The sequence below is a fragment of the Prevotella amnii DSM 23384 = JCM 14753 genome, assembly GCF_000378745.1.
Lineage (GTDB): Bacteria > Bacteroidota > Bacteroidia > Bacteroidales > Bacteroidaceae > Prevotella > Prevotella amnii.
This window is the reverse complement of the sequence record NZ_KB905265.1, coordinates 53,863-76,748: the sequence shown is the minus strand read 5'-3', so window position 1 is coordinate 76,748 and position 22,886 is coordinate 53,863. Positions and strand designations below refer to the sequence as shown.

Sequence of the window (22,886 nt, the reverse complement as noted above, 5' to 3'; positions counted from 1 at the left end):
AAGGGATAAGTAAAATGCGTCAGAATAAAGAAAAAGGGCATTTTAGGGCATTTTCCTTTTTTTTAGTGAGATAAAACGACAATAAAAAATAAATAAAATAATGGAAGATAATCAAACTATTGATCATGACAGAATCATGAGGATTAACATTGAGGAGGAAATGAAAAGCTCATATATCGACTATTCTATGTCGGTAATAGTGGCTCGTGCTCTGCCAGATGTTCGTGATGGTTTTAAGCCAGTACATCGCCGTATACTTTTTGGTATGCGAGGTATTGGTAATTTTAGTAACCAGCCATATAAAAAATGTGCGCGCGTCGTAGGTGAAGTGCTTGGTAAGTATCATCCTCATGGGGACTCTTCTGTATATGGTGCTTTAGTTCGTATGGGTCAGGACTGGAATATGCGTTATAAGCTTGTTGATGGTCAGGGTAACTTTGGTTCGGTAGATGGCGACTCAGCTGCTGCTATGCGTTATACAGAATGTCGTTTAGCAAAGATGGGCGAGCGTGTCATGGACGATATAGATAAGGACACCGTTGATATGGTAAACAATTTCGATGATACCTTGACAGAGCCTTCTGTTATGCCTACTAAGATACCTAATCTTCTTGTAAATGGTGGAAATGGTATTGCAGTGGGAATGGCAACAAATATTCCTACTCATAATCTTAGCGAAGTTATAGATGGTTGCTGTGCTTATATTGACAATCCTGAGATAAGTACAGAAGAGCTAATGCAATATATTCCTGCTCCAGATTTCCCTACAGGCGCATATATTTATGGGCTTCAGGGTGTAAAAAATGCTTATGAGACAGGTCGTGGTCGTGTAGTGATGCGCGCTAAGGCTGAGATAGAATCAGGTGAGGCTCATGATAAGATAGTTGTTACCGAAATTCCTTATGGAGTAAATAAGGCACAGCTTATAGAATATATTGCCGATTTAGTAAAGGAAGGCAAGTTAGAGGGCATTTCTAATGTAAATGATGAAACGGGTCGTCAAGGTATGCGTATCGTAGTAGATGTGAAGCGCGATGCAAATGCTAATATTATATTGAATAAGCTTTTCAAGATGACAGCTTTACAAAGTTCGTTCTCTGTAAACTGTATTGCTCTTGTAAATGGTCGTCCTCGTTTATTAAACTTACAGGAATGTATAAAATATTTTGTAGAACATCGTCATGATGTTACTATTCGTCGTACTCGGTTCGATTTAAAGAAAGCACAGGAGCGTGCTCATATCTTAGAAGGCTTACTCATTGCTTGTGATAATATAGATGAGGTGGTACATATTATTCGTGCCAGCAAGACTCCTTCTGAGGCGCAGACCAATTTGGAGAAACGCTTTAATCTTGATGAGTTGCAGTCGAAAGCTATCGTTGATATGCGTTTAGCACAGCTTACAGGGTTGCGTATGGATCAGTTGCATGAAGAATATGAAGAGTTAATGCAAACTATAAAAAACTTGCAAGAGATTCTTGATAATCCGGAGCGTTGTAAAGAAGTAATGAAAAACGAGCTTTACGATATAAAGGAAAAATATGGTGATGAACGTCGCACTGAGATTATTCCAGACGAGCATGAGTTTAATGCAGAAGATTTTTATCCCAATGATCCTGTTGTCATTACTATTAGTCATCTTGGATATATTAAGCGTACACCATTAACCGATTTTAAGGAGCAAGCACGTGGAGGTGTAGGTTCGAAAGGTGCTCGTACTCGAGAAAAAGATTTCACAGAATATATTTATTCTGCTACAATGCACCAGACAATGTTGTTCTTTACCAAAGAGGGGCGTTGTTATTGGATGAAGTGTTATGATATTCCTGAAGGAGATAAGAGCTCTAAGGGTAGGGCTATACAAAACATGTTGTCATTAGAACCTGGTGATGCCGTGAATGCTTTCCTACGTATTCGTGGGTTAGATAATGAAGAGTTTTTAGATACTCACTATGTTGTTTTTGTAACTAAGAAAGGCTTAGTGAAAAAAACTTTATTACGTGCTTATTCTCGTCCACGTAACAATGGTGTTATAGCTATTAATATAAATGATGGCGATGAGGTGGTAGATGTTCGCCTTACCAATGGTAGTGATGAGCTTATTATAGCTGACAAGAATGGTCGTGCATGTCGTTTCCATGAGAATAATGTTCGCACTATGGGGCGTGTGTCAACAGGTGTGCGCGGAATGAAGCTCGATGAAGATGGAGAAGATGAAGTAATAGGTATGGTGGTAGTAAATGATTCTGAAAACGAAACAGTTATGGTTGTGTCAGAGGAAGGTTATGGAAAGCGTTCCTTAGTGTCGGACTACCGTTTAACTAATCGTGGTGGTAAAGGTGTCAAAACTTTGAATATTACAGAGAAGACAGGTAAGCTGGTAGCAATCAAAACAGTTACCGACGATAATGATCTTATGATTATAAATAAGAGTGGTATTGTTATTCGTATGGCTGTATCTGAATGTCGTGTAATGGGAAGAGCCACACAAGGAGTGCGCTTGATAAACCTTTCTAAGAAGAGTGACACAATAGCTTCTGTATGTAAAGTAAGGAGTGCAGAAATGGAGGAAAAAGTAGATGAGGTAAATAATGCAGATGATGAGGATATAACAAATGCTCAAGATAATAATACTGCAGGTTCTGTACACGAAGATAAAGAATGAAATTAATTATTAAAAATAAAACTTTAATAGATAACGAATATGAAAAAATTAATGTTTGCAGCAATGATGCTACTAGGTACATCGGCTGCTTTTGCAGGTGACAGTGAGCCGTTGAAGGCTATTTTGAAAGCTACAAGCTATGAGCAAGCTGCAAGTCTTGTTCAAAATAGTTTAAGCCAGTTAGCTAATAATGCTGAGAAGGCTAAGGCTTATGATAAGTTGTATGAGCTTGCTATGGCTAAGGTTAATGCAGAGCAAACTGTTCAGTTAGAAAACCAGACAGCTAAGCAGATGGGTAAAGAGGGTAATAAGCCTGTTGATGAGGACGGACTATATAAAGCTCTTGATCAGGCTCTTGATGCTGCAGCAGAAGTAAATAAATATGATAATATGCCTAATGCAAAAGGTAAGATAAAACCTCGTTATGCAAGTATAATTGAGCCTACCTATAATCTTCGTGGTCAGCTAATTAATGCAGGTATATTCTTTCAGGGAAAGAAAGATGATGCTAATGCATATAAATATTTAGCTCGTTATGTAGATACTGCAGAGTGGCCAATGTTTGCAAGCTTTGATAAGGCTAAGGATAAAAATCTAAATGAGATAGCTTACTATTCTGCTATATACGCTTATCAGAACAAAGAGTATGCTAAGGCAGAAAAGTATATTGCTTATGCTATTCAGAGTCCAGAGCGTGTTAAGGATGCTAAGCAGGTACAGTTAGCTATATTAGGTTCACAGCTAAAAACCCGTGAAGATTCTGTAGCTTATGCTCAGAAGCTTTCTACGATGTATGAGAGCGATCCTACTAATGAAGCTATTCTTACCTCTTTAACATCTACTTATAATGCGTTAGGGATGAAAGATAAATCGGAAAAAATATTAAATGCTGCTTTAGAAAAAAATCCAAAAAGTTATAGTGCTTTGATTATGAAGGGGCAGTTAGCTCTTCAGGATAGAAAATATGACGAAGCTGCAGGTTTCTTAGAAAAAGCATTACCAATAGCAACAGAAAACAATCAAAGAGTAGCTTTGAATGCTTCTATAGGTCAGTGCTGGTTCTATAAGGCACAAGATCGTGTAGCTCAGGTGAAGGGTATTCTTACTCCTGCAGCAAAAGCACAGTTTAATGAAGTTTATAACAAAGCTATTTCTTATTTAGAGAAAGCTAAGAGTCTTGACACAGCTAAGGAGCAAAAAAACACTTGGGCTTATCCTCTATATGGCTGCTATTATTTTGTGAAGGGTGCAAAAGCTCCTGAGACAGTTGCTGCAGAAGCTGACATTCATTAATATTAGTAGTTATTATATTAATTCTATTCTGTTGAGATAGTTTTGTTTTAAAGTAAAACATGTTTCAATAGGATAGAATTAATATATATATTTTATAAAAAGCATAAGTGTTTGTAAAAAGATAGTTTTTATAAAAAATGTATCTTTCTTTAGTGAGTCTTTATGCTTTATGAAAACTTTATTTGATGAAGAAGATTATTATATTATTAGTGTTTCTTAATTTCAGCTTGTTTGTCTTAGCACAACAATATGCTTATAAGCAGGCAGAGAGTTATCATCATTTAGCAAAAGAAGAAGAGTCTAAGCTGAAGAATATATCTATTAGAGATACTGTACAGTATTATGCTACTGTGTACAATATAGTAGACTACTCATTAAAGAGCGATGAATTAGATAGAAAACCAAATAAGAAAAACAAAATACGTACTAAGTTTGCTGAAGATAATAAGACACGTTTAAATAGTTTTTGTCCTGTATTGATAGATGCTGGGAAATTTTTAGCAAGTAAAGAAAAATATCGTAAGCAGGGCATTAATGCGTTTAGCCTTTATCTAATAGCTAAAAAATCACCATTATTAGAAGGTAGTATAGACGAGTCTGGTGTGGCATCTTATTATTTAGCTTATTACTACCTTAAAGAAAAAGATTATGTTACCGCTGATAGATATGCCGACGATGCTCTAAAATATGATGAGACAGCTAAAGCTGGTGCTGATGTAAAAGCTGAATGTATGTATGAGCAGATGGCTAATGAGAGCGACTCTCTAAAGTATCTTGCTGTACTAAAACGCTTGTATAATGCCGACCCTACTAATGAAAAATATTTTTCATGGATTATGCGCTTTTATCAAAAACCTACAGCAAAGTTTAATTTAGAAGATTTTGTTGATAGCAGATTAGAGAATAATTATAATTCTCCTATTCCGTGGATCTTAAAAGGAGAGATTGCTATGCATGCAAGGCGCTGGGAGGAAGCTGTAGATGCTTATAAGCATGCTGATAAGTTAGACCCTACACTTATACCACTTATATATAATATAGGTGTATGTCTTAATCAGATGGGATTACAAATACGCGATACAGTATTATCGCAGAGGAAGAAAGGTGAGATAGTATCTGAAACACTATATACTAAGGTGTTTGCAGAGGCAAGAGATTATTTAGAAAGAGTACGGGCAAAAGACCCAAGACGTAATAAAGTAGACTGGATAGGTCCTTTATATATGGCTTATACCATATTAGATGACAAACTGAAGGTTGCTGAATTAGAATCGATATTAGAAAAGAAATAAATATAATATTTTGAAGAGAGTATTTTATATATTATTATTGATGCAGCTCACACTTGCTACTTTTGGACAAAAGAGACAAATACAAATTGCAAGAGATCAGTTGAAACAAGGAAAAGAGTTGGTAAAGGTAGAGAAGTCTATGGAGCAGTTACTCGAAGATTCCTCTAAACGTACTAATCCTAAGATATGGCTTATCCTTTGTGAAGCGTTAGTAAAACAATACGAACAGGGTAATGAGAAATTGTATTTAAATCAAAAATATGATACAACGGCTTTCTTTACAATAACAAGGAAGTTGTATCACACTATGTATAGTTTTGACTCTATTGATGTAAAACTTAGTGCTATGGGTAAGCCTAAGTATAGGGTGAAACATTCAGAATTATTAAACTCTATTCGTCCTAATCTGTTTAATGGTGGTGTGTTCTTTATTCATGCTCGCAACTTTAAATTAGCGTATAGTTTTTTTGATGATTTTATATCTTTAGAAGATCAGCCTCTTTTTAAAGGGTATCATTATAGGAAAGACGACCCTTTAATACCTCATGCAGCATATTGGGCTATGTATTGTGGATATAAGCTATATGATGCGTCCTTGATATTAAGGCATCAAAAATTAGCTGAGCGAGATAGTTCTATGCTAAACTTTGTAAAACAGTATGAAGCAGAAGCTTATATTTTACAGAAGGATACGCAGCGATATGTACAAACATTGAAAGAGGGTTTTTCGCAATATCCCAAGTTTGCTTATTTCTTCCCTCGCTTAGTAGATTATTATGATAAGATAGGAGCAAACGATTCTGTACTAATAGTAGCAAACCGTGCATTGCAAGTAGACTCTACTAATATACTTTTTCGTTTTACAAAGAGTACAGCTCTGCTTAATATAGGTAGATACGGTCAAAGTATAGCTATCTGTAAGCAGTTAATAGAAGAGAGCCCTAACTTTGCCGATGCTTATTATAATATAGGTATGGCTTATTTTAATCAAGCTATAGAGCTTGATAAGAATTGGCAACGTAGCAAAGCTAAACGTAATAGTATAGTTACTTATTATGAAAAGGCACTACCTTATATAGAAAAGTATAAGGAGCTAATGCCTGAAAGTAAAGAAAAGTGGTTGTCTCCCCTTTATACTATTTATTTAAATTTGAATATGGGAAAAGAGTTTGATGAAATAGATAAGATTAAGAATGGGAAGTAATGTTATTTTAAATAAGTTAGGTATAACGCCTAACGCTATGCAAGAAGCCACATTTAAAGCTATCTTACATACTGATAAAGATATATTAGTGTTATCTCCAACAGGTACAGGAAAATCGTTCGCATATCTTATACCATTGAGTCAGCTTATTAATATAAACGAAGATAAGGTACAAGCTGTTATAGTTTTACCCAGTAGAGAGCTTGCTTTGCAGCTGTGTACTGTTATGAAAGATTTAGGCACCGGACTTCGAGCATTAGCCTTATATGGAGGCAGGGCTACGATGGACGAGCATAAATTGTTAAATAAAGAAAAACCACATTTGGTTTTTGCTACTCCCGGGCGTTTAAACGATCATCTTGATAAGGGAAATATAAATGCATCGTGGGTAGACTTTATGGTTATAGACGAGTTTGATAAGTGTTTAGCAATGGGATTTCATGAAGAGATGTATAATCTTGTAAACAAACTTCCTAATATTAAGCGTCGTATATTACTATCTGCAACATATTCAGAAGAGGTACCAAACTTTATATCAATGGGAAAGTTGTTAAAGATAGATTTCTCTGATAAAAGCAAAGTGTTATCTAATCGTGTAAGCACGTTTGTAGTACATAGTCAAGAAAAGGATAAGTTAGAAACTCTTTTTGCGTTATTATGCACTTTTAAAGATCAAAGCTCTATAGTCTTTTTGAATTATCGTGACTCTGTAGAGAGAGTATATAATTTCTTACATGAAAAAGGTTTTACCACTTCTCTTTTTCATGGAGGATTGGATCAAGCAGAGAGAGAAGCTGCTCTGTATCGTTTCTCAAATGGATCGGCTAATATTCTTATAAGTACAGACTTAGCAGCTCGAGGGCTGGATATTCCTGATGTTAATAATATAATACATTATCATCTTCCTGAAAGTGAAGACTGTTTTATTCACAGGGTAGGGCGTACTGCTCGATGGGATAAGGGAGGTGCTACTTGTTTTATTCTTAGTCCAGAGGAGCAGCTACCCGATTATGTTAAGGGAGAGTATGAAATAATATCTTTACCTGAAGAGCTTCCTAAACCTTCAGAACCAAAGATGGCAACTTTATATATAGGAAAAGGTAAGAAAGATAAAATTTCTAAGATAGATATAGTAGGGTTTTTATGTAAAAAAGGCGGTTTACAGGCTTCGGACATAGGAAAGATAGATATAAAAGACAGATATTCTTATGCTGCAATAAAAAAAAGAAAAATTTCTTCGGTTATAATTAATACTAAAAATCAAAAAATAAAAGGTATTCGTACTATAGTGGAAGAAATACGATAAAAATGCTTTCAAAATGGCAAGCTGATTTTTAATTAATGCCTAATATAGTTATTTGGTGTAAGTGCTATGGTTAATAAAAAAAAAGGTAAAATGCTTGTATGACTAAAAATAAAAGCGTAAATTCGCAACGTGGGTAAGCGAAATTATAATATGTTTTTGCATACTACTCTAAACTATTATAAAACTAACATTAAACAATATATGCGTATGAAAAAGTATAATTTTGGTGCAGGTCCATGTGTACTTCCAAGGGAAGTAATAGAAAAAACAGCTAATGCTATTTTAGACTTTAATGGTATTGGTCTATCTCTTGCAGAGATTAGTCATAGGTCGAAGGACTTTAAGCCAGTTATGGAAGAGGCTCAACAATTGGTAAAAGAAGTCTTAGATGTCCCTGAAGGGTATTCTGTCCTGTTTCTTGGAGGAGGGGCTTCTTTACAGTTCTGTCAGATTCCAGCTAATTTCCTTGTAAAGAAAGCTGGTTATGTTAATACTGGTGCATGGGCTAAAAAAGCAATGAAAGAGGCTAAGCATTTTGGTGAGACTATAGAGGTGGCATCTTCTGCTGATGATAATTATACTTACATTCCTAAAGGGTATGCTGTTCCTTCAGATATCGACTACTTGCATGTAACTACTAATAACACTATCTATGGTACAGAGTTGCATAAGGATATTGATGTTCCAGTGCGCTTAATCGGTGATATGTCCTCAGATATTTTTAGTCGTCCAGTAGATGTCTCTAAATATGATTGTATTTATGGAGGGGCACAGAAAAATCTATCAATGGCAGGTGTTACCTTTGTTATTGTGAAAGATGATGCTTTAGGTAATGTAGAGCGTGAAATCCCCACTATGTTAGATTATCGTACACATACAAAGAAGGGATCTATGTTTAATACTCCTCCTGTAGTACCTATTTATACTGCTCTTGAAAATCTTCGCTGGCTGAAAGCACAAGGTGGTGTTAAGACAATGGAAAAACGTGCTAAGGAGCGTGCCGACTTGCTTTACGGAGAGATAGACCGTAATAAGTTGTTTAGAGGTACTGTGAAATGCGAAGAAGATCGTTCTTATATGAATATCTGCTTTGTATTAAATGATGAGTATGCAGATTTGCAAGACGATTTCTTTAAGTTTGCTACAGAACGTGGAATGGTAGGAATTAAGGGACATCGTGATGTTGGTGGATTCCGTGCAAGCTGTTATAATGCAATGACTATTGAGGGGGTTAAGGCTCTTGTGTCTTGTATGCAGGACTATGAAAAGAAACATTAACTAACAAAGAAACATTAACTAACAAAGAAACATCAGTGAGTAGATAGAAAAGGTTACTTGCTGATGTTAAAAAATATATTTAAACTTAATATATACATATTACTATGAAAGTTTTAATAGCTACCGAAAAACCTTTTGCAGAAGCTGCTGTTAAAGGTATTAAAGAGGAACTTGAGGGGGCAAAACATGAAGTTGTGCTGCTTGAAAAATATACAGATAAGTCGCAGTTATTGTCAGCTGTTGCTGACGTTGATGCAATGATAATTAGATCAGACAAGATAGATGCAGAGGTTTTTTCTGCTGCTAAAAATTTGAAGATAATAGTACGTGCTGGTGCAGGTTATGATAATATCGATTTAGCAGCTTCTATAGCTAATAATGTTGTAGTAGAAAATACTCCGGGGCAGAATTCAAATGCTGTGGCAGAGCTTGTTTTTGGTTTATTAGTATTTGCTATTCGTGGCTTTTATAATGGAAAACCAGGTACAGAATTAAAAGGAAAGAAGTTGGGTATACTTGCTTTTGGTAATGTTGGGCGTAATGTAGCTCGTGTAGCAAAGGGCTTTGATATGGATATCTATGCTTATGATGCTTTTTGTCCAGTTAATGTTATAGAGGCTTCCGGAGTTCATGCTGTTAATAACGAGAAGGAGTTGTTTAAGAAGTGTGATATAGTGTCTTTGCATATCCCTGCTACTCCTGAAACAAAGAAGAGTATTAATTATAATTTAGTAAATATGATGCCTAAGGGTGGAATTGTTATAAACACTGCTCGCAAGGAAGTTATTAATGAAGAGGAATTAATCCGTTTAATGAACGATCGCGCAGACATTAAGTATATAACAGATATTAAGCCTGATGCAGATGCAGAATTTGTCAAGTTTGAAGGTAGATATTTTAGCACACCAAAGAAGATGGGAGCTCAGACTGCTGAGGCTAATTCAAATGCTGGTATTGCTGCAGCAAGGCAAATAAAAGCATTCTTTGCTACAGGTGATACTAAATTCCAAGTAAATAAATAATTTTTTTATCAGGTAAGGTTACTTATTTTTGTATATAAAAGGAATATTATAATGTACTATAAAAAGTAATTATGTACATTATAATATCCTTTAAAAAAAAAAGAGAGTGATTAATTTTTATCCTAAAACCTAAATATTATGGCAATTGTAAAACCATTTAGAGGTGTTCGCCCACCAAAGAAGTTTGTAGAAGAAGTTCAAAGTCGTCCTTATGATGTACTCAACTCAGAAGAGGCAAGAGAAGAGGCTGGAGATAATGAAAAGAGTTTATATCATATAATTAAGCCAGAGATTAACTTTGAGGAAGGTACAAGTGAATATGATGATCGTGTTTATGAGAGTGCTGTAGCTAATTTTAAGAAGTTTCAGGAAAAAGGCTGGTTAGTTCAGGACGATAAAGAGCATTATTATATATATGCTCAGACAATGAATGGTAAAACACAATATGGACTTGTTGTTGGTGCATACGTTAATGATTATTTAACGGGAGTTATAAAAAAACATGAATTAACTCGTCGTGATAAGGAAGAAGATCGTATGAAGCATGTTCGTGTAAATAATGCTAATATAGAGCCTGTATTTTTTGCCTATCCAGATAATAAAACTCTAGATAGCCTTATTAAGCGTTATGCTAAGACTGATCCAGAATACGATTTTGTAGCTCCTATAGATGGTTTTAGGCATCAACTTTGGATTATTGATGATGAGAAAGATATAAAAACCATTACAGACGAGTTTGCAAAGATGCCAAGTCTTTATATTGCAGATGGTCATCATCGCTCTGCAGCGGCAGCATTAGTTGGCGCAGAGAAGGCTAAACAAAATCCGAATCATACTGGAAAGGAAGAGTATAATTATTTTATGTCAGTATGTTTTCAGGCAAGTGAGCTAACTATTTTAGATTATAATCGTGTAGTAAAGGATCTAAATGGAATGACAACAGAAGAGTTCCTTACTGCTTTAACTAAAAATTTTATTGTTCAGAAGAAAGGTAGGGCAGCGTATAGGCCTAAGCAGTTACATGAATTTTCGCTCTATATTGATGAAAATTGGTATAGCTTGACAGCAAAAGAGGGGACGTATGATAATTCTGATCCTATAGGTGTTCTTGATGTAGATATATCTAGTAGGTTAATTCTTGATGACTTGATGGGCATTAAAGATTTGCGAACAGATAAGCGTATCGATTTTGTGGGCGGTTTACGTGGTTTAGAGGAGCTAAAACGTCGTGTAGATAGTGGCGAGATGCGTTGGGCTTTAGCTTTATATCCAGTATCTATGCAGCAGATTATGAATATTGCAGATAGCGGTAAGATTATGCCACCTAAGGCAACATGGTTTGAGCCAAAACTTCGTTCAGGACTTGTTATACATAAGCTTGAGTAAAGAAAGTGTTGTGTGCTTAATACCTATTTATGTGTAACGATAAGTATAAAACAATATTGGAAACAAGAGTAGGCGAGGGGTTTTACTCTGAGAAGCGGAGTAAATTCTTCGCCTTTGCACATCATGTATGCTCTTCTATGGAATCTTTAGATATAGTAAAAGCTTATCGTAAGAGGTTTTATGATGCGCGTCATTGTTGTTATGCTTATGTAATAGGGGCTGATAGAAGCGAATTTAGAGCAGTAGACGATGGAGAGCCTTCTTCTACGGCAGGTAAACCTATTCTTGGACAGATTAATAGTAATAGCCTTACTAATATATTAGTTGTTGTAGTACGTTATTATGGTGGAATCAATTTAGGGACAAGCGGACTTATAGAGGCATATAGAACGGCTGCTGCCGCTGCTATTAGTAACTGCATAATAGAAGAACGTTTTATAGAAGAGCATATTAAGTTTGCTTTTTCTTATTTAAAGATGAATGTTGTTATGCGCATAATAAAAGATATGAAGCCTCGTATTATAGACCAATCTTTTGATAATATGTGTGAGATGGTTGTATCTATTCGTCAAAGTAAAGTGCAGGAGTTTAGAGAGAGGTTGGATAAAGTTTTGTTTGATTAATTTGGTGTTTTTCGGTTTTTGTATTAATTTTGCTATTAATAAGAGGAAGTATGGCAGAGTGACCGAATGCGCTGGACTCGAAATCCGGTATACGCCTTATCGCGTATCGGGGGTTTGAATCCCTCTACTTCCGCAAGAGATGTATTATAGATAATGTAAGTCAAATCACTTTTTTGACAGGTGGAAAAATATAGGTAAAAAGATTTACTATTTTTCAGATAATTAAATGATTTTATCTAAGTGAGTAGTTGGTCGTTATTGTTAGTAATGATAAATCCAATACGTAGGTAGGGGCTCGAGTGAAAATATCGGGTGGTAAAGGTAGTGTGTACATATCCAAGAGGTCTAATGTTGTTACAATATAAGTAAACAAAACATGGCTTACTAATAAAAAATCCTAAGTGTACTAAAAAATAGGATTTTAATCAAATCGATGTAAGTATATAATAACAGTTATAGTATATGAAGTAGTTTGCATAGCTTAATATATTAAGGTGTGGGTTACTTTGTTATGAAATGGTTATTAAATCTTACCTCTGTAGCTTTTTGTTATATCTAACTTTTTTATTAAATTTGCATTTCAAAAACATACTAAAATATCATATAAATAATGAAGATATCATACAAGTGGTTAAAACAATATGTAGATTTTTCTTTAACACCTAAGCATCTTGCTGAGGCTTTGACATCTACAGGGTTAGAGGTAGGCTCATTAGAGGAGGTGGAAACTGTTCGTGGTGGATTAAAAGGACTATTTGTAGGTAAGGTTCTTACTTGTGAAGATCATCCTAATTCGGATCATTTACATATAACCACCGTAGATCTTGGTAGGGGGGAAGCGCAGCAAATTGTCTGTGGAGCACCTAATGTAGCAGCTGGTCAGAAGGTTATTGTTGCCGATTTAGGATGCGTACTGTATGATGGCGATAAGGAATTTGTTATTAAAAAGAGCAAATTACGCGGCGTAGATAGCTTTGGTATGATATGTGCAGAAGATGAGATAGGTGTAGGTAAGTCGCATGATGGTATTATAGTCTTACCGGAAGAAGCTATTGTAGGTATGCCAGCAGCAGAATATTATCAGTTAGATAGTGATTGGGTGTTTGATATAGATATTACGGCTAATCGTGCAGATGCTCTAAGTCATTATGGAGTGGCTCGAGATTTGTATGCGTGGTTGAGACAAAATGGTTATGAAACGAGTTTACACCGTCCTTCATGTGATGATTTTCATGTAGATAATAATAATCTTCCTATAAAGGTAACAATAGAAAATACCTCAGCTTGTAGGCGTTATGCCTGTTTGAGTGTAACAGGATGTGAGGTGAAAGAAAGCCCGAAATGGTTGCAAGATAAGTTAAGTGTGATAGGATTACGCCCTATTAATAATATTGTAGATATTACTAATTATATAATGTGGGCATATGGTCAGCCTATGCATTGTTTTGATGCAGATATGGTGAAAGGCAACCATATTATAGTAAGAGATAAGAACGAGGGAAAGCGATTTGTTACTCTTGATGGCGAAGAGCATATATTAGGCAAGCACGATTTAGCTATATGTAATGAAGAAGAGCCTATGTGTATTGCTGGTGTTTTTGGAGGAAAAGGTAGCGGAACCTATGAAACCACAAAAAATGTAGTGTTAGAAAGTGCTTATTTTCATCCTACTTGGATACGTAAGAGTGCGCGCCGCCATGGTTTATCTACAGATGCGAGCTTTCGTTTTGAGCGTGGTGTAGACCCTAATGGTATAATATATGCATTAAAACAAGCAGCTATACTTTGTCAGCAGTTGGCTGGAGGAAAAGTAAGTATGGAAATATGCGATGAGTATCCTTCGCCAATAGCCGATTTCCCTGTAAGATTAAATTTTGAATATTGTGATAGGTTAATAGGTAAGCAGATAGGTGTTTCTACGATAAAGAGCATTGTAACCTCTCTTGAGATGAAGATAGAAAATGAAGATGAGTATGGTATTGATCTATTAGTTCCTGCTTACCGTGTAGATGTACAACGACCTTGTGATGTAGTAGAAGATATATTGCGTATATATGGATATAATAATGTAGAAATCTCTACAATGTTAAAGTCGTCTTTAACAATAGCAGAAGAGGCAGATAAGGATTATCATCGTGAAAATATAGTAAGTGAGCAGTTAGTGGGAGCAGGCTTTTCTGAAATTTTAAACAATTCTCTTACAAAGACTTCTTATTATGATCATGGAAAGTGGAATAAGTATACTTGGGAAGAAACTGTAAAGGTAATGAATCCATTATCGGCAGACCTTGGTGTGATGCGTCAAACTTTATTATTTGGAGGTTTAGAGAGCTTGGCTTATAATATTAATCGTAAAGCTACTAATTTACGCTTTTTTGAGACAGGTAATATTTATAAGTTTTCACAGGATAGATATTCTTTAGATAATCCAGTAAGAGCCTATAGTCAAGAGCATCATTTTGCTTTATGGGTAACAGGTAAACATGTAGAAGGTTCTTGGGCTCATCCTGACGAGGATAGCAGCTTTTATGAATTGAAAGCATATGTAGAGAATATTCTTCGTAGAGTGGGAGTGCGTCAGGGAGCGTTAGTCAGTGAACACTCGGACAATAATATTTTTGATAAAGCAATTGCGTTAAAAACAAGGAATGGTAAGATTATAGCTGAATTAGGAATATTAAGTATAGCTTTGTTGAAGCGTATGGATATAGGTCAGAAGGTGTTCTACGCAGAAATAAATTGGGAAGAACTTATGAAAGTTGTTCGTAAGAATAATCTCCAGTATGAAGAACTTTCTAAGTATCCAGCAGTAAGTAGAGATTTAGCATTGCTATTAGATAATAAAATAGAGTTTGTGCAGATAGAAGAAATAGCTCGTCAAACAGAAAAGAAATTGTTAAAGAAGGTGGAATTGTTTGATGTATATCAAGGTAAGAATTTACCTATAGGTAAAAAGAGTTATGCTGTAAACTTTATTCTTCAAGACACAACAAAAACTCTCAATGATAAGGCTATAGATGCTATTATGCAGAAATTAATTAAGAATTTAACTATAAAACTCGGGGCAGAACTCCGTTAATAAAAATTTAGTCTCATGGGAAGAGCATTTGAATATCGTAAAGCTACAAAGCTAAAGCGTTGGGGCCATATGGCTCGTACATTTACTAAGTTAGGTAAAGAGATTGCTATTGCTGTTAAGGCAGGTGGTCCTGAGCCCGAGAATAATCCACGTCTACGTGCCATCATAGCTACTTGTAAGCGCGAGAATATGCCTAAAGACAATATTCAGCGTGCTATTAAGAATGCTATGGGTAAAGATACTAGTGATTATAAAGAAGTAACTTATGAGGGATATGGACCGCATGGTATTGCTGTGTTTGTAGACACTTTAACAGATAATACTACTCGAACAGTAGGTGATGTGCGTTCTATTTTTAATAAGTTTAATGGAAATATGGGAACGCAAGGCTCATTAAGTTTTTTGTTTGACCATAAGGCTGTATTCTCTTTTAAAAAGAAAGAGGGAGTGGATATGGAAGAATTAATTTTAGATTTGATAGACTTTGGTGTAGATGATGAGTATGATGAAGATGAGGACGAAAACGAAATAACTATTTATGGTGATCCTAAAAGCTTTGGAGATATTCAAAAGCATTTAGAAGAGAATGGATTTGAGATTACTTCAGCAGAGTTTACTCGTATTCCAAACGATTTAAAAGAAGTTACTACAGAAGAGCGTGCAACGATAGATAAGATGGTAGAACGTCTAGAGGAATTTGATGATGTGCAAAATGTGTACACCAATATGAAGCCAGAATAAATAGACTTTTGATATTTTAAAAGAGCTAAAGTAAGGTTTATTTGAGTCTTTAGCTCTTTTTATTATAAAGATAAGAGAGAGCTTTGTAGCGGTAAATTTTAAGTAAAATAAATATAAATACTTAAAATTAATTATTATTAATGTGCATTTTTTTGTTACTTTGTAATTTGATTAAAAATGAAGGGTAAAGCAGATGAAAAACCATAAAATATACGAGGCAGATGATAAGATGATTAGTCTTATCAATGATAATTATGAAATCTTACAAAGTATAGGTCGTTTTGGTATTAATTTAGGTTTTGGAGATAAAACTGTAAAGGAAGTTTGTGAAGCTCAAAATGTAGATACTAATACTTTTCTATTTATAGTAAACTTTACTGTAAATAATAGTAATGACTGGGATGATTTGGATAAGCTCTCTATTCCTACATTGTTACAGTATCTTAAATCTAGTCATGTATATTATTTGGATTACGAATTGCCAACTATACGTAAAGAACTAATTGCTGCTGTTGATCCTAATGATAATTTAGCTAAACTTATTATAAAGCTATTTGATGAATATGCTAAAACAATAGCTAAGCATATGTCGTACGAAGAAAAAACAGTTTTTTCTTATGTTGAAGTATTATTAAATGGAAAAACTACTGATGATTATAATATAGAAACATTTTCTAAGCATCATCGTCAAACAGAGGAGCAGCTTGGTGAAATAAAAGATATAATAGTAAAGTATTTACCGACAGATACTCAACGTAATAATCAACTTGCTGCAGCTTTGTTCGATATCTATAATTGTGAAGAATGGCTAACACAGCATGCTAAAGTTGAAGATTATATATTTATTCCAGTTATACGTAATTTAGAGGAACGGATAAAGCAGAATGGAGTGAGTGCTAAAATATCAAATATGATTAGCAAGAATCCTGAAGCAAGCGATACTCTTAGTGATCGTGAAAAAGAAGTTATAATAGCTTTAGTACAAGGTATGGCTAATAAAGAAATAGCAGATCACCTTTGTATTTCTACTAATACAGTTATTACTCATAGGCGTAATATTGCACGTAAGCTGCAGATACATTCACCTGCAGGATTGACTATCTATGCAATTGTAAATAATTTAGTAGATATTAGTAGTGTAAAGCTTTAATATAAAAACGAAGAATTAATTTGTTATGAGTGTAGAACAAGGACGCCCTCGAATGGCTATAATAGAACCTAATACTTTAGTGGTGTTAGGATTAAAACAAATTTTGCAAAATGTAATTCCTATTATGACAGTTGAGGCTTTTTCTTCTTTTTCTGATTTCCAAAGAGCTGATCCAAACAGATTTTATCATTTTTTTGTAGCTCAAACTATTGTTTTAGAGAATCGTGTGTTTTTTTCTAATAATATACATAAAACTATTGTTTTAACTATAACATGTGATCCTAATTCTCAATTATCAGGCTTTCATAGTTTATGTTTAAGTGTTCCAGAGGAAAAGTTAATTCGTTCTATATTAAGGATGGAACAATATGGACATCCTGGTGGAAAGAATTTGCCAGAGCTGCCGGCAGTTCTTAAAAATAAGCTGTTGAGTAATCGTGAAATAGAGGTATTATCTTTGATAGTGCAAGGAATGATTAATAAGGAAATAGCAGATAAGCTGAATATTAGTTTGACAACAGTAATTACTCATCGTAAAAATATTATGGATAAATTGGGTATGAGAAGTGTTTCTGCGCTCACTATTTATGCAGTGATGCATGGCTATGTGGATATAAATAAGATTTAAACAGGTATTTTATATATTTAAAATCTTGGATATATATAATAAGGTGAACTTAAATAACAAGTCTTTTTATAAAAAAAGTTTATTATTTTTTCGCTAAAATATTTGTATTTAAAAAATAATTGTTTACCTTTGCACTCGCAATTCAGAAATGATTAGCCGTATTGCTATAAATTATAGTTGTAGAGGCTAATATGTTAATTGTTGATTTGCAGCGGGGTGTAGCGCAGTCCGGTAGCGCTCCTGGTTTGGGACCAGGCGGTCGCAGGTTCGAATCCTGTCGCCCCGACAACAAATTGTAAACTTCTAGAGAGGAGTTAATATTTATAGAATGCGGCAATAGCTCAGTTGGTAGAGCACGACCTTGCCAAGGTCGGGGTCGCGAGTTCGAGTCTCGTTTGCCGCTCTTTTTTTTATTGAAACACAAATAAGTTCTTAGAATCTTGTAGCAAGCCCAGGTGGCGGAATGGTAGACGCGCACGTTTCAGGTGCGTGTGTTTATAACGTGCAGGTTCGAGTCCTGTTCTGGGCACAGAACTTATGATATGATGTATCAAATGGTACAATATTTATATATTGGAGAGGTGGCGGAATGGTAGACGCGCTACTTTGAGGGGGTAGTGAAAATTGTTTCGTGGGAGTTCGAGTCTCCTCCTCTTCACGTGAGTAAGTTCATAACTACTTACTATTTATTATATATAATTGCGGCAATAGCTCAGTTGGTAGAGCACGACCTTGCCAAGGTCGGGGTCGCGAGTTCGAGTCTCGTTTGCCGCTCTTTTTTTTTGTAGCAAATAAAGCATTATCCACATGAATTTATACATCCGATATTTTGATAGTGAAGTTTTAGTACATAATGCGGATGAGGCATTAGATTTCTTAAGTTCAATCCCAGAAATACAGATAACAAGAGATTTAGAGGCGGACATTAGGGGTTATGCTTCTAATGACATATTTTATCCAAAGCGCTATAAGGTAAGGCCACGTGTTTATTTTATAGTAATAAAAACAGAAGCTGAAACAATGGAGGATTTTAAAAATAAGAAGGCAGTACGGTCTATATCTGCGTCGTCAAATCAGAAAAAAGAAAGTGCTGTACAAAATTTGACTTTAAATAGAGAAGGTTGGTATGAAGGTGAGCTTACTTTTAAACGTGTAGTAATGATACCTTCTTCAGGTAAACATGAGTATCGTGATACTACGTTTATTGCTCGTTGTAAAGCTCTTTCAGGATGGGATTGTTATCAGCGATTGGTAGATTATCTAAAAACTCGAGTAGATGACCGTAGTCAGTTCCCATCTGCTAAGGGTAAGAATTTTAGGTTTAAGTATTTAGGTCTTTGGAAATAAATTTATAAAAATATTTTTAGGTTTTGTTTTATCTGTTTATGTGTAATGAATAAAGTAATGTTAATAGGTAATGTTGGTAAAGATCCTGAAATACGTTATTTTGATGCAGATGAGTGTGTAGCGTCTTTTACTTTAGCAACTACAGAGAGGGGTTATGTTTTGCCTAATGGAACGCAAGTACCTAATCGTACAGATTGGCATAATATTATTTTATTCAAACATTTGGCTAAATATGCTGAAAAATATATTCATAAAGGCGATAAAATATTTGTAGAAGGAAGAATACGTAATCGTTCTTATGATGATAAGAAAGGTGTACGACGTGTTATTACAGAGATTTATGCAGAGAACTTAGAATGGTTAGCAGCACCTCGTAAGGTGGTTGATGAAGTTGTAAAAACAAATGCTCCCGCTGATGGTTCTTATGCAGATGAGGATAAATCTAAACTACCCTTTTAATGATAGATCTATTATTAGGTATTTCTTCGTATATTGAAATTCATAATTTAGAGCTAAGTACTAGTATAGCTTTATTTATAACTATAGCTCTATTGTTTTGTTCAGGTTTTGCCAGCGGGTCTGAAATAGCTTTTTTTAGTTTAACTCCCAGGGATTTAGATAAGATAGATTTAGAAAAGTCGGCAGTAGATGTTAAAGTAAACAATCTAAGGAATGATAGTGAGCGTACTTTAGCAACTATATTAATACTTAACACTTTGGTTAATGTAACAATAATATTGTTATGTAATTATATATTTAGTAAGCTAGTTACTTTTAAAGCAGAATGGATAGAGATGCTTTGTATTACAGTATTACTAACTTTTATATTATTGCTTTTTGGTGAAATAATGCCCAAAATGTATACAAGAATCAATCCTTTGGCTTTTTGTCGACGTAGTGCGAGTATATTGATATTACTTCGTCAGTGTTTTCGTCCTTTGGTATATTTTCTTCTTAAAAGTGGAACTTTTGCAGGTAGAGTAATTCATAAGGAAAGTTATCTGTTATCTATGTACGAACTTGAACAAGCTCTGAAACTAACGGATAAGAACGATCTCAAAGATGAACAAAGTATGCTTCGTGGAATTATTCGTTTTGGTGATGAAACAGCAAAAGAGATAATGACAAGTAGGCAAGATATAGTTGCTTTAGATATTAGTAGTACTTATGTATTTGTTTTGCAGAGTATAGTAGATAATAATTATTCCAGAATCCCTGTTTTTCGAGATAGTATAGATAACATTAGAGGTATTTTATATATTAAGGATTTATTACCTCATTTATCAAAAGGCAATACTTTTAGATGGCAGAGCTTGATAAGACCGCCTTATTTTGTACCTGAAACAAAGAAGATAGATGATCTCTTGCGCGATTTTCAGTCAAATAAAGTACATATAGCTACGGTTGTAGATGAGTTTGGAGGTACTAGTGGGATAATTACTTTAGAGGATATCTTAGAAGAAATAGTAGGAGAGATCAATGACGAATTTGATGAAGATGAGAAAACTTATACACGCCTTAATGCAAATACTTATATTTTTGAGGGTAAAACCTTATTAAGTGATTTCACTAAAATTATAAAAGTTGATGATGAAGAGTTTGCAGAGATAGAAGGAGAGGCTGATTCTTTAGCCGGGTTACTTCTTGAATTGAAGGGGAATTTCCCTCTCGTACATGAAAAGTTGACTTATAGAAATTATTTATTTGAGGTGCTTGAACTTGATGGAAGGCGAATAAGTAAGATAAAGGTTACTATACATTCAATAGAAAATGAGTCTTAGTGATGTTAAAATCATAAGAATTCCAGATATAATTATAGGTATCCTTCCTATAAATGGTAGAGGGCATGAAGCAGAGGTTGCAACAGTCTTATCTTTATTGCAAATTATTTTACAAAAGAGAGTAAATGTAGTGCATAATAAAGATGGAAAACCATTTATAGAAGGATATAATATAAGTATATCTCATACACAAGGATGGGCAACTGTGATATTATCTGAAAAACATAATGTTGGTATTGATATAGAATATAAAAGTGATAGGGTTTGCAGGGTAGCTAAAAGATTTTTACGTGATGACGAGCCTTATATTAAAACAAATGATATTTTATATGTATGGTGTGCTAAAGAGAGTTTGTATAAACTTCATTCATCTTTACATTTAGGATTCCAAGATATGCGTGTTGATGTAGAAGCTGCTGTTATTTATGATTTACGAACAAGAAAAAGTATTCCTATTTTTCATTATTCTACGTCAAACTATTTATTAACTTATGTATGGGAATAAAATTTGTTTATTCTGAATTTTTAAAGAATTGCTTTTATTATAGATTTTGATTGTTTACTAAAAATATATACTTTTGTAATATAAAAAATTAATCTATGATAAAGGATATGAAAGTAGATTGTTTCCTTCCTTATTTGGAAGGAGCAAATAATGAAAGAATAATAGAAGATATATTTGGTTGTGATGAGGTAAATAAAGTGAATGTTTTTTATTCTAAAGATATTAAATTGCAGCCAGCATTGTTAGCTAATACTAATGCAATATATATAGATAATATATTTTCGACGTCTACTATAAAGTTATTAGCAGAAAAAACTAATAGTGAGTATACTTTATTTTGTTTTAATAAAGCTAACTTAACATTTGGGGAAAACTCTATAAAAAGATTACTTTCTGTAGCTATATATACAAATGCAGAAATGGTATATAGTGATTATTATTCTGTATTAGAAGGTAATATTACACAGCATCCTGTTATTGATTATCAATTTGGTAGTTTACGTAATGATTTCGATTTTGGTTCTGTAGTACTTATAAAAACATCTACATTGAAGTTATGGGCAGAGGAAGATTCTACAAATTACAAATATGCAGGTTGGTATAGTTTGCGATTGTTTTTGAGTAGGCAAGGTGAACTTTTTCATCTTAATGAATATCTATATACTGAAACGAACATAGATTTACGGAACAGTGGCGAAAAGCAATTTGATTATGTAAATCCTTCTAATCGTGATGTACAGATAGAAATGGAAAAGGTTTTTACAGCACATCTTCGTAAAATAGGTGGGTGGATAGATGTTACAAAATATAAAACACCGGTTTTAGAAGATTATATTTTTCCTGTAGAAGCTTCTGTTATAATTCCAGTTTTTAATCGTGTGAAAACAATTACGGACGCTATTAATTCTGTAATTACACAAAAAGCTAATTTTAAATTTAATGTTATTATAGTAGATAACCATTCTAATGATGGTACTACTATGGCTATAGAACAATTTGCAAAACAAGATAATCGTATTGTACATCTAATACCTGAAAGATATGATTTAGGTATAGGGGGATGTTGGAATTATGCTTTAGAAAGTTCTTTATGTGGGAAGTTTGCAGTTCAGTTAGATAGTGATGATCTTTACTCTGGAGATAATGTCTTGCAGTACATTATAGATCAGTTTTATACTCAAAGGGCTGCTATGCTTATAGGGTCTTATCGTATGTGCGATTTTCAGCTTAATACTATACCTCCAGGGTTAATTGATCATAGAGAATGGACAGAAAACAATGGATGTAATAATGCTTTACGTATAAATGGGTTAGGTGCACCTCGTGCGTTTTTTACTCCTATTGCACGTAAACTAAAATTCCCTAATACTAGTTATGGCGAAGATTATGCTATGGAATTAGCTATTAGTCGTGAATATCGTATTGCACGCATATACGAAGAATTATATCTTTGTCGTCGTTGGATAGGTAATAGTGATTCCTCATTAAGTATTGATAAACAGAATGTTAATAATCTTTATAAGGATCGTATTCGTACTATAGAATTAAAGGCTCGTTTATTAAAAAATATGGAGGAAAAGTAATAT

Annotated in this window: 18 protein-coding genes and 6 tRNA genes; all 24 read left to right on the top strand. The window is 34.2% G+C overall.

Going from position 1 to position 22,886, the window contains the following annotated elements; genetic code table 11:
* The first annotated feature begins 100 nt into the window (after positions 1 to 100).
* The 24 genes from gyrA (at position 101) to F596_RS0100335 (ending at position 22,883) form a co-directional block, all read left to right on the top strand.
* On the top strand, positions 101 to 2,665 hold the full coding sequence (gene gyrA, locus F596_RS0100450; RefSeq protein ID WP_019035432.1) for a DNA gyrase subunit A: 2,565 nt from the start codon (positions 101 to 103) through the stop codon (positions 2,663 to 2,665).
* 39 nt (positions 2,666 to 2,704) lie between these two features.
* Positions 2,705 to 3,958, top strand: a complete 1,254-nt coding sequence (locus tag F596_RS0100445) for a tetratricopeptide repeat protein (protein WP_024992575.1) — start codon at positions 2,705 to 2,707, stop codon at positions 3,956 to 3,958.
* A 185-nt stretch (positions 3,959 to 4,143) separates the two neighbouring features.
* Complete coding sequence (locus F596_RS0100440) at positions 4,144 to 5,250, top strand: tetratricopeptide repeat protein (RefSeq protein WP_019035430.1); 1,107 nt, start codon at positions 4,144 to 4,146, stop codon at positions 5,248 to 5,250.
* Between the two features lie 40 nt (positions 5,251 to 5,290).
* Positions 5,291 to 6,454, top strand: coding sequence for a tetratricopeptide repeat protein (locus F596_RS0100435; RefSeq protein WP_019035429.1), 1,164 nt, complete (start codon positions 5,291 to 5,293; stop codon positions 6,452 to 6,454).
* Entirely contained in the window at positions 6,444 to 7,760 is a 1,317-nt protein-coding gene (locus tag F596_RS0100430) for a DEAD/DEAH box helicase (RefSeq protein ID WP_019035428.1), read from the top strand. The genes F596_RS0100435 and F596_RS0100430 overlap by 11 nt, the downstream gene beginning before the upstream one ends.
* 207 nt (positions 7,761 to 7,967) lie before the next feature.
* The gene (gene serC, locus F596_RS0100425; RefSeq protein WP_024992576.1) at positions 7,968 to 9,038 is read left to right on the top strand and encodes a 3-phosphoserine/phosphohydroxythreonine transaminase; all 1,071 of its coding nucleotides are present in this window, start codon (positions 7,968 to 7,970) and stop codon (positions 9,036 to 9,038) included.
* A gap of 104 nt (positions 9,039 to 9,142) precedes the next feature.
* A complete protein-coding gene (locus F596_RS0100420) occupies positions 9,143 to 10,060 on the top strand; it encodes an NAD(P)-dependent oxidoreductase (RefSeq protein ID WP_019035426.1) in 918 nt (305 codons plus the stop codon).
* A 138-nt stretch (positions 10,061 to 10,198) separates the two neighbouring features.
* Positions 10,199 to 11,446 (top strand): DUF1015 domain-containing protein, encoded by a 1,248-nt coding sequence (locus tag F596_RS0100415; RefSeq protein WP_019035425.1) that lies wholly within the window; start codon positions 10,199 to 10,201, stop codon positions 11,444 to 11,446.
* Positions 11,447 to 11,475: 29 nt separating this feature from the next.
* Positions 11,476 to 12,069: an IMPACT family protein gene (locus F596_RS0100410; protein ID WP_019035424.1), complete on the top strand. Its 594-nt coding sequence runs from the start codon at positions 11,476 to 11,478 to the stop codon at positions 12,067 to 12,069.
* Between the two features lie 44 nt (positions 12,070 to 12,113).
* Positions 12,114 to 12,202, top strand: a tRNA-Ser gene (locus tag F596_RS0100405).
* Positions 12,203 to 12,679: 477 nt separating this feature from the next.
* Positions 12,680 to 15,148: a phenylalanine--tRNA ligase subunit beta gene (gene pheT, locus F596_RS0100400; protein WP_019035423.1), complete on the top strand. Its 2,469-nt coding sequence runs from the start codon at positions 12,680 to 12,682 to the stop codon at positions 15,146 to 15,148.
* 15 nt (positions 15,149 to 15,163) lie between these two features.
* On the top strand, positions 15,164 to 15,889 hold the full coding sequence (locus tag F596_RS0100395; protein ID WP_019035422.1) for a YebC/PmpR family DNA-binding transcriptional regulator: 726 nt from the start codon (positions 15,164 to 15,166) through the stop codon (positions 15,887 to 15,889).
* A gap of 193 nt (positions 15,890 to 16,082) precedes the next feature.
* On the top strand, positions 16,083 to 17,039 hold the full coding sequence (locus tag F596_RS0100390) for a LuxR C-terminal-related transcriptional regulator (protein WP_008448991.1): 957 nt from the start codon (positions 16,083 to 16,085) through the stop codon (positions 17,037 to 17,039).
* Between the two features lie 25 nt (positions 17,040 to 17,064).
* Positions 17,065 to 17,667, top strand: a complete 603-nt coding sequence (locus tag F596_RS0100385) for a response regulator transcription factor (protein ID WP_019035421.1) — start codon at positions 17,065 to 17,067, stop codon at positions 17,665 to 17,667.
* Between the two features lie 212 nt (positions 17,668 to 17,879).
* Positions 17,880 to 17,953: transfer RNA gene (locus F596_RS0100380), tRNA-Pro, on the top strand.
* A 44-nt stretch (positions 17,954 to 17,997) separates the two neighbouring features.
* Positions 17,998 to 18,070 (top strand) — tRNA-Gly (locus tag F596_RS0100375).
* 46 nt (positions 18,071 to 18,116) lie between these two features.
* Positions 18,117 to 18,196: transfer RNA gene (locus F596_RS0100370), tRNA-Leu, on the top strand.
* A gap of 46 nt (positions 18,197 to 18,242) precedes the next feature.
* A tRNA-Leu gene (locus tag F596_RS0100365) sits at positions 18,243 to 18,325 on the top strand.
* 43 nt (positions 18,326 to 18,368) lie between these two features.
* Positions 18,369 to 18,441: transfer RNA gene (locus tag F596_RS0100360), tRNA-Gly, on the top strand.
* A gap of 33 nt (positions 18,442 to 18,474) precedes the next feature.
* Complete coding sequence (locus tag F596_RS0100355) at positions 18,475 to 19,014, top strand: hypothetical protein (RefSeq protein ID WP_019035420.1); 540 nt, start codon at positions 18,475 to 18,477, stop codon at positions 19,012 to 19,014.
* A gap of 45 nt (positions 19,015 to 19,059) precedes the next feature.
* On the top strand, positions 19,060 to 19,473 hold the full coding sequence (locus tag F596_RS0100350) for a single-stranded DNA-binding protein (protein WP_019035419.1): 414 nt from the start codon (positions 19,060 to 19,062) through the stop codon (positions 19,471 to 19,473).
* On the top strand, positions 19,473 to 20,795 hold the full coding sequence (gene gldE, locus F596_RS0100345; RefSeq protein WP_019035418.1) for a gliding motility-associated protein GldE: 1,323 nt from the start codon (positions 19,473 to 19,475) through the stop codon (positions 20,793 to 20,795). The genes F596_RS0100350 and gldE overlap by 1 nt, the downstream gene beginning before the upstream one ends.
* On the top strand, positions 20,785 to 21,300 hold the full coding sequence (locus tag F596_RS0100340) for a 4'-phosphopantetheinyl transferase family protein (RefSeq protein WP_019035417.1): 516 nt from the start codon (positions 20,785 to 20,787) through the stop codon (positions 21,298 to 21,300). The genes gldE and F596_RS0100340 overlap by 11 nt, the downstream gene beginning before the upstream one ends.
* 95 nt (positions 21,301 to 21,395) lie before the next feature.
* Positions 21,396 to 22,883, top strand: coding sequence for a glycosyltransferase family 2 protein (locus F596_RS0100335; protein ID WP_019035416.1), 1,488 nt, complete (start codon positions 21,396 to 21,398; stop codon positions 22,881 to 22,883).
* Positions 22,884 to 22,886: the final 3 nt, after the last annotated feature.

Coding starts and splice junctions, on each gene's coding strand:
- F596_RS0100340 (WP_019035417.1), top strand. CDS start 20,785: ATGAGTCTTAGTGATGTTAAAATCATAAGAATTCCAGATATAATTATA.
- F596_RS0100395 (WP_019035422.1), top strand. CDS start 15,164: ATGGGAAGAGCATTTGAATATCGTAAAGCTACAAAGCTAAAGCGTTGG.
- gldE (WP_019035418.1), top strand. CDS start 19,473: ATGATAGATCTATTATTAGGTATTTCTTCGTATATTGAAATTCATAAT.
- F596_RS0100335 (WP_019035416.1), top strand. CDS start 21,396: ATGATAAAGGATATGAAAGTAGATTGTTTCCTTCCTTATTTGGAAGGA.
- F596_RS0100385 (WP_019035421.1), top strand. CDS start 17,065: ATGAGTGTAGAACAAGGACGCCCTCGAATGGCTATAATAGAACCTAAT.
- gyrA (WP_019035432.1), top strand. CDS start 101: ATGGAAGATAATCAAACTATTGATCATGACAGAATCATGAGGATTAAC.
- F596_RS0100440 (WP_019035430.1), top strand. CDS start 4,144: ATGAAGAAGATTATTATATTATTAGTGTTTCTTAATTTCAGCTTGTTT.
- F596_RS0100445 (WP_024992575.1), top strand. CDS start 2,705: ATGAAAAAATTAATGTTTGCAGCAATGATGCTACTAGGTACATCGGCT.
- F596_RS0100355 (WP_019035420.1), top strand. CDS start 18,475: ATGAATTTATACATCCGATATTTTGATAGTGAAGTTTTAGTACATAAT.
- F596_RS0100430 (WP_019035428.1), top strand. CDS start 6,444: ATGGGAAGTAATGTTATTTTAAATAAGTTAGGTATAACGCCTAACGCT.
- serC (WP_024992576.1), top strand. CDS start 7,968: ATGAAAAAGTATAATTTTGGTGCAGGTCCATGTGTACTTCCAAGGGAA.
- pheT (WP_019035423.1), top strand. CDS start 12,680: ATGAAGATATCATACAAGTGGTTAAAACAATATGTAGATTTTTCTTTA.
- F596_RS0100410 (WP_019035424.1), top strand. CDS start 11,476: ATGTGTAACGATAAGTATAAAACAATATTGGAAACAAGAGTAGGCGAG.
- F596_RS0100390 (WP_008448991.1), top strand. CDS start 16,083: ATGAAAAACCATAAAATATACGAGGCAGATGATAAGATGATTAGTCTT.
- F596_RS0100415 (WP_019035425.1), top strand. CDS start 10,199: ATGGCAATTGTAAAACCATTTAGAGGTGTTCGCCCACCAAAGAAGTTT.
- F596_RS0100435 (WP_019035429.1), top strand. CDS start 5,291: ATGCAGCTCACACTTGCTACTTTTGGACAAAAGAGACAAATACAAATT.
- F596_RS0100420 (WP_019035426.1), top strand. CDS start 9,143: ATGAAAGTTTTAATAGCTACCGAAAAACCTTTTGCAGAAGCTGCTGTT.
- F596_RS0100350 (WP_019035419.1), top strand. CDS start 19,060: ATGAATAAAGTAATGTTAATAGGTAATGTTGGTAAAGATCCTGAAATA.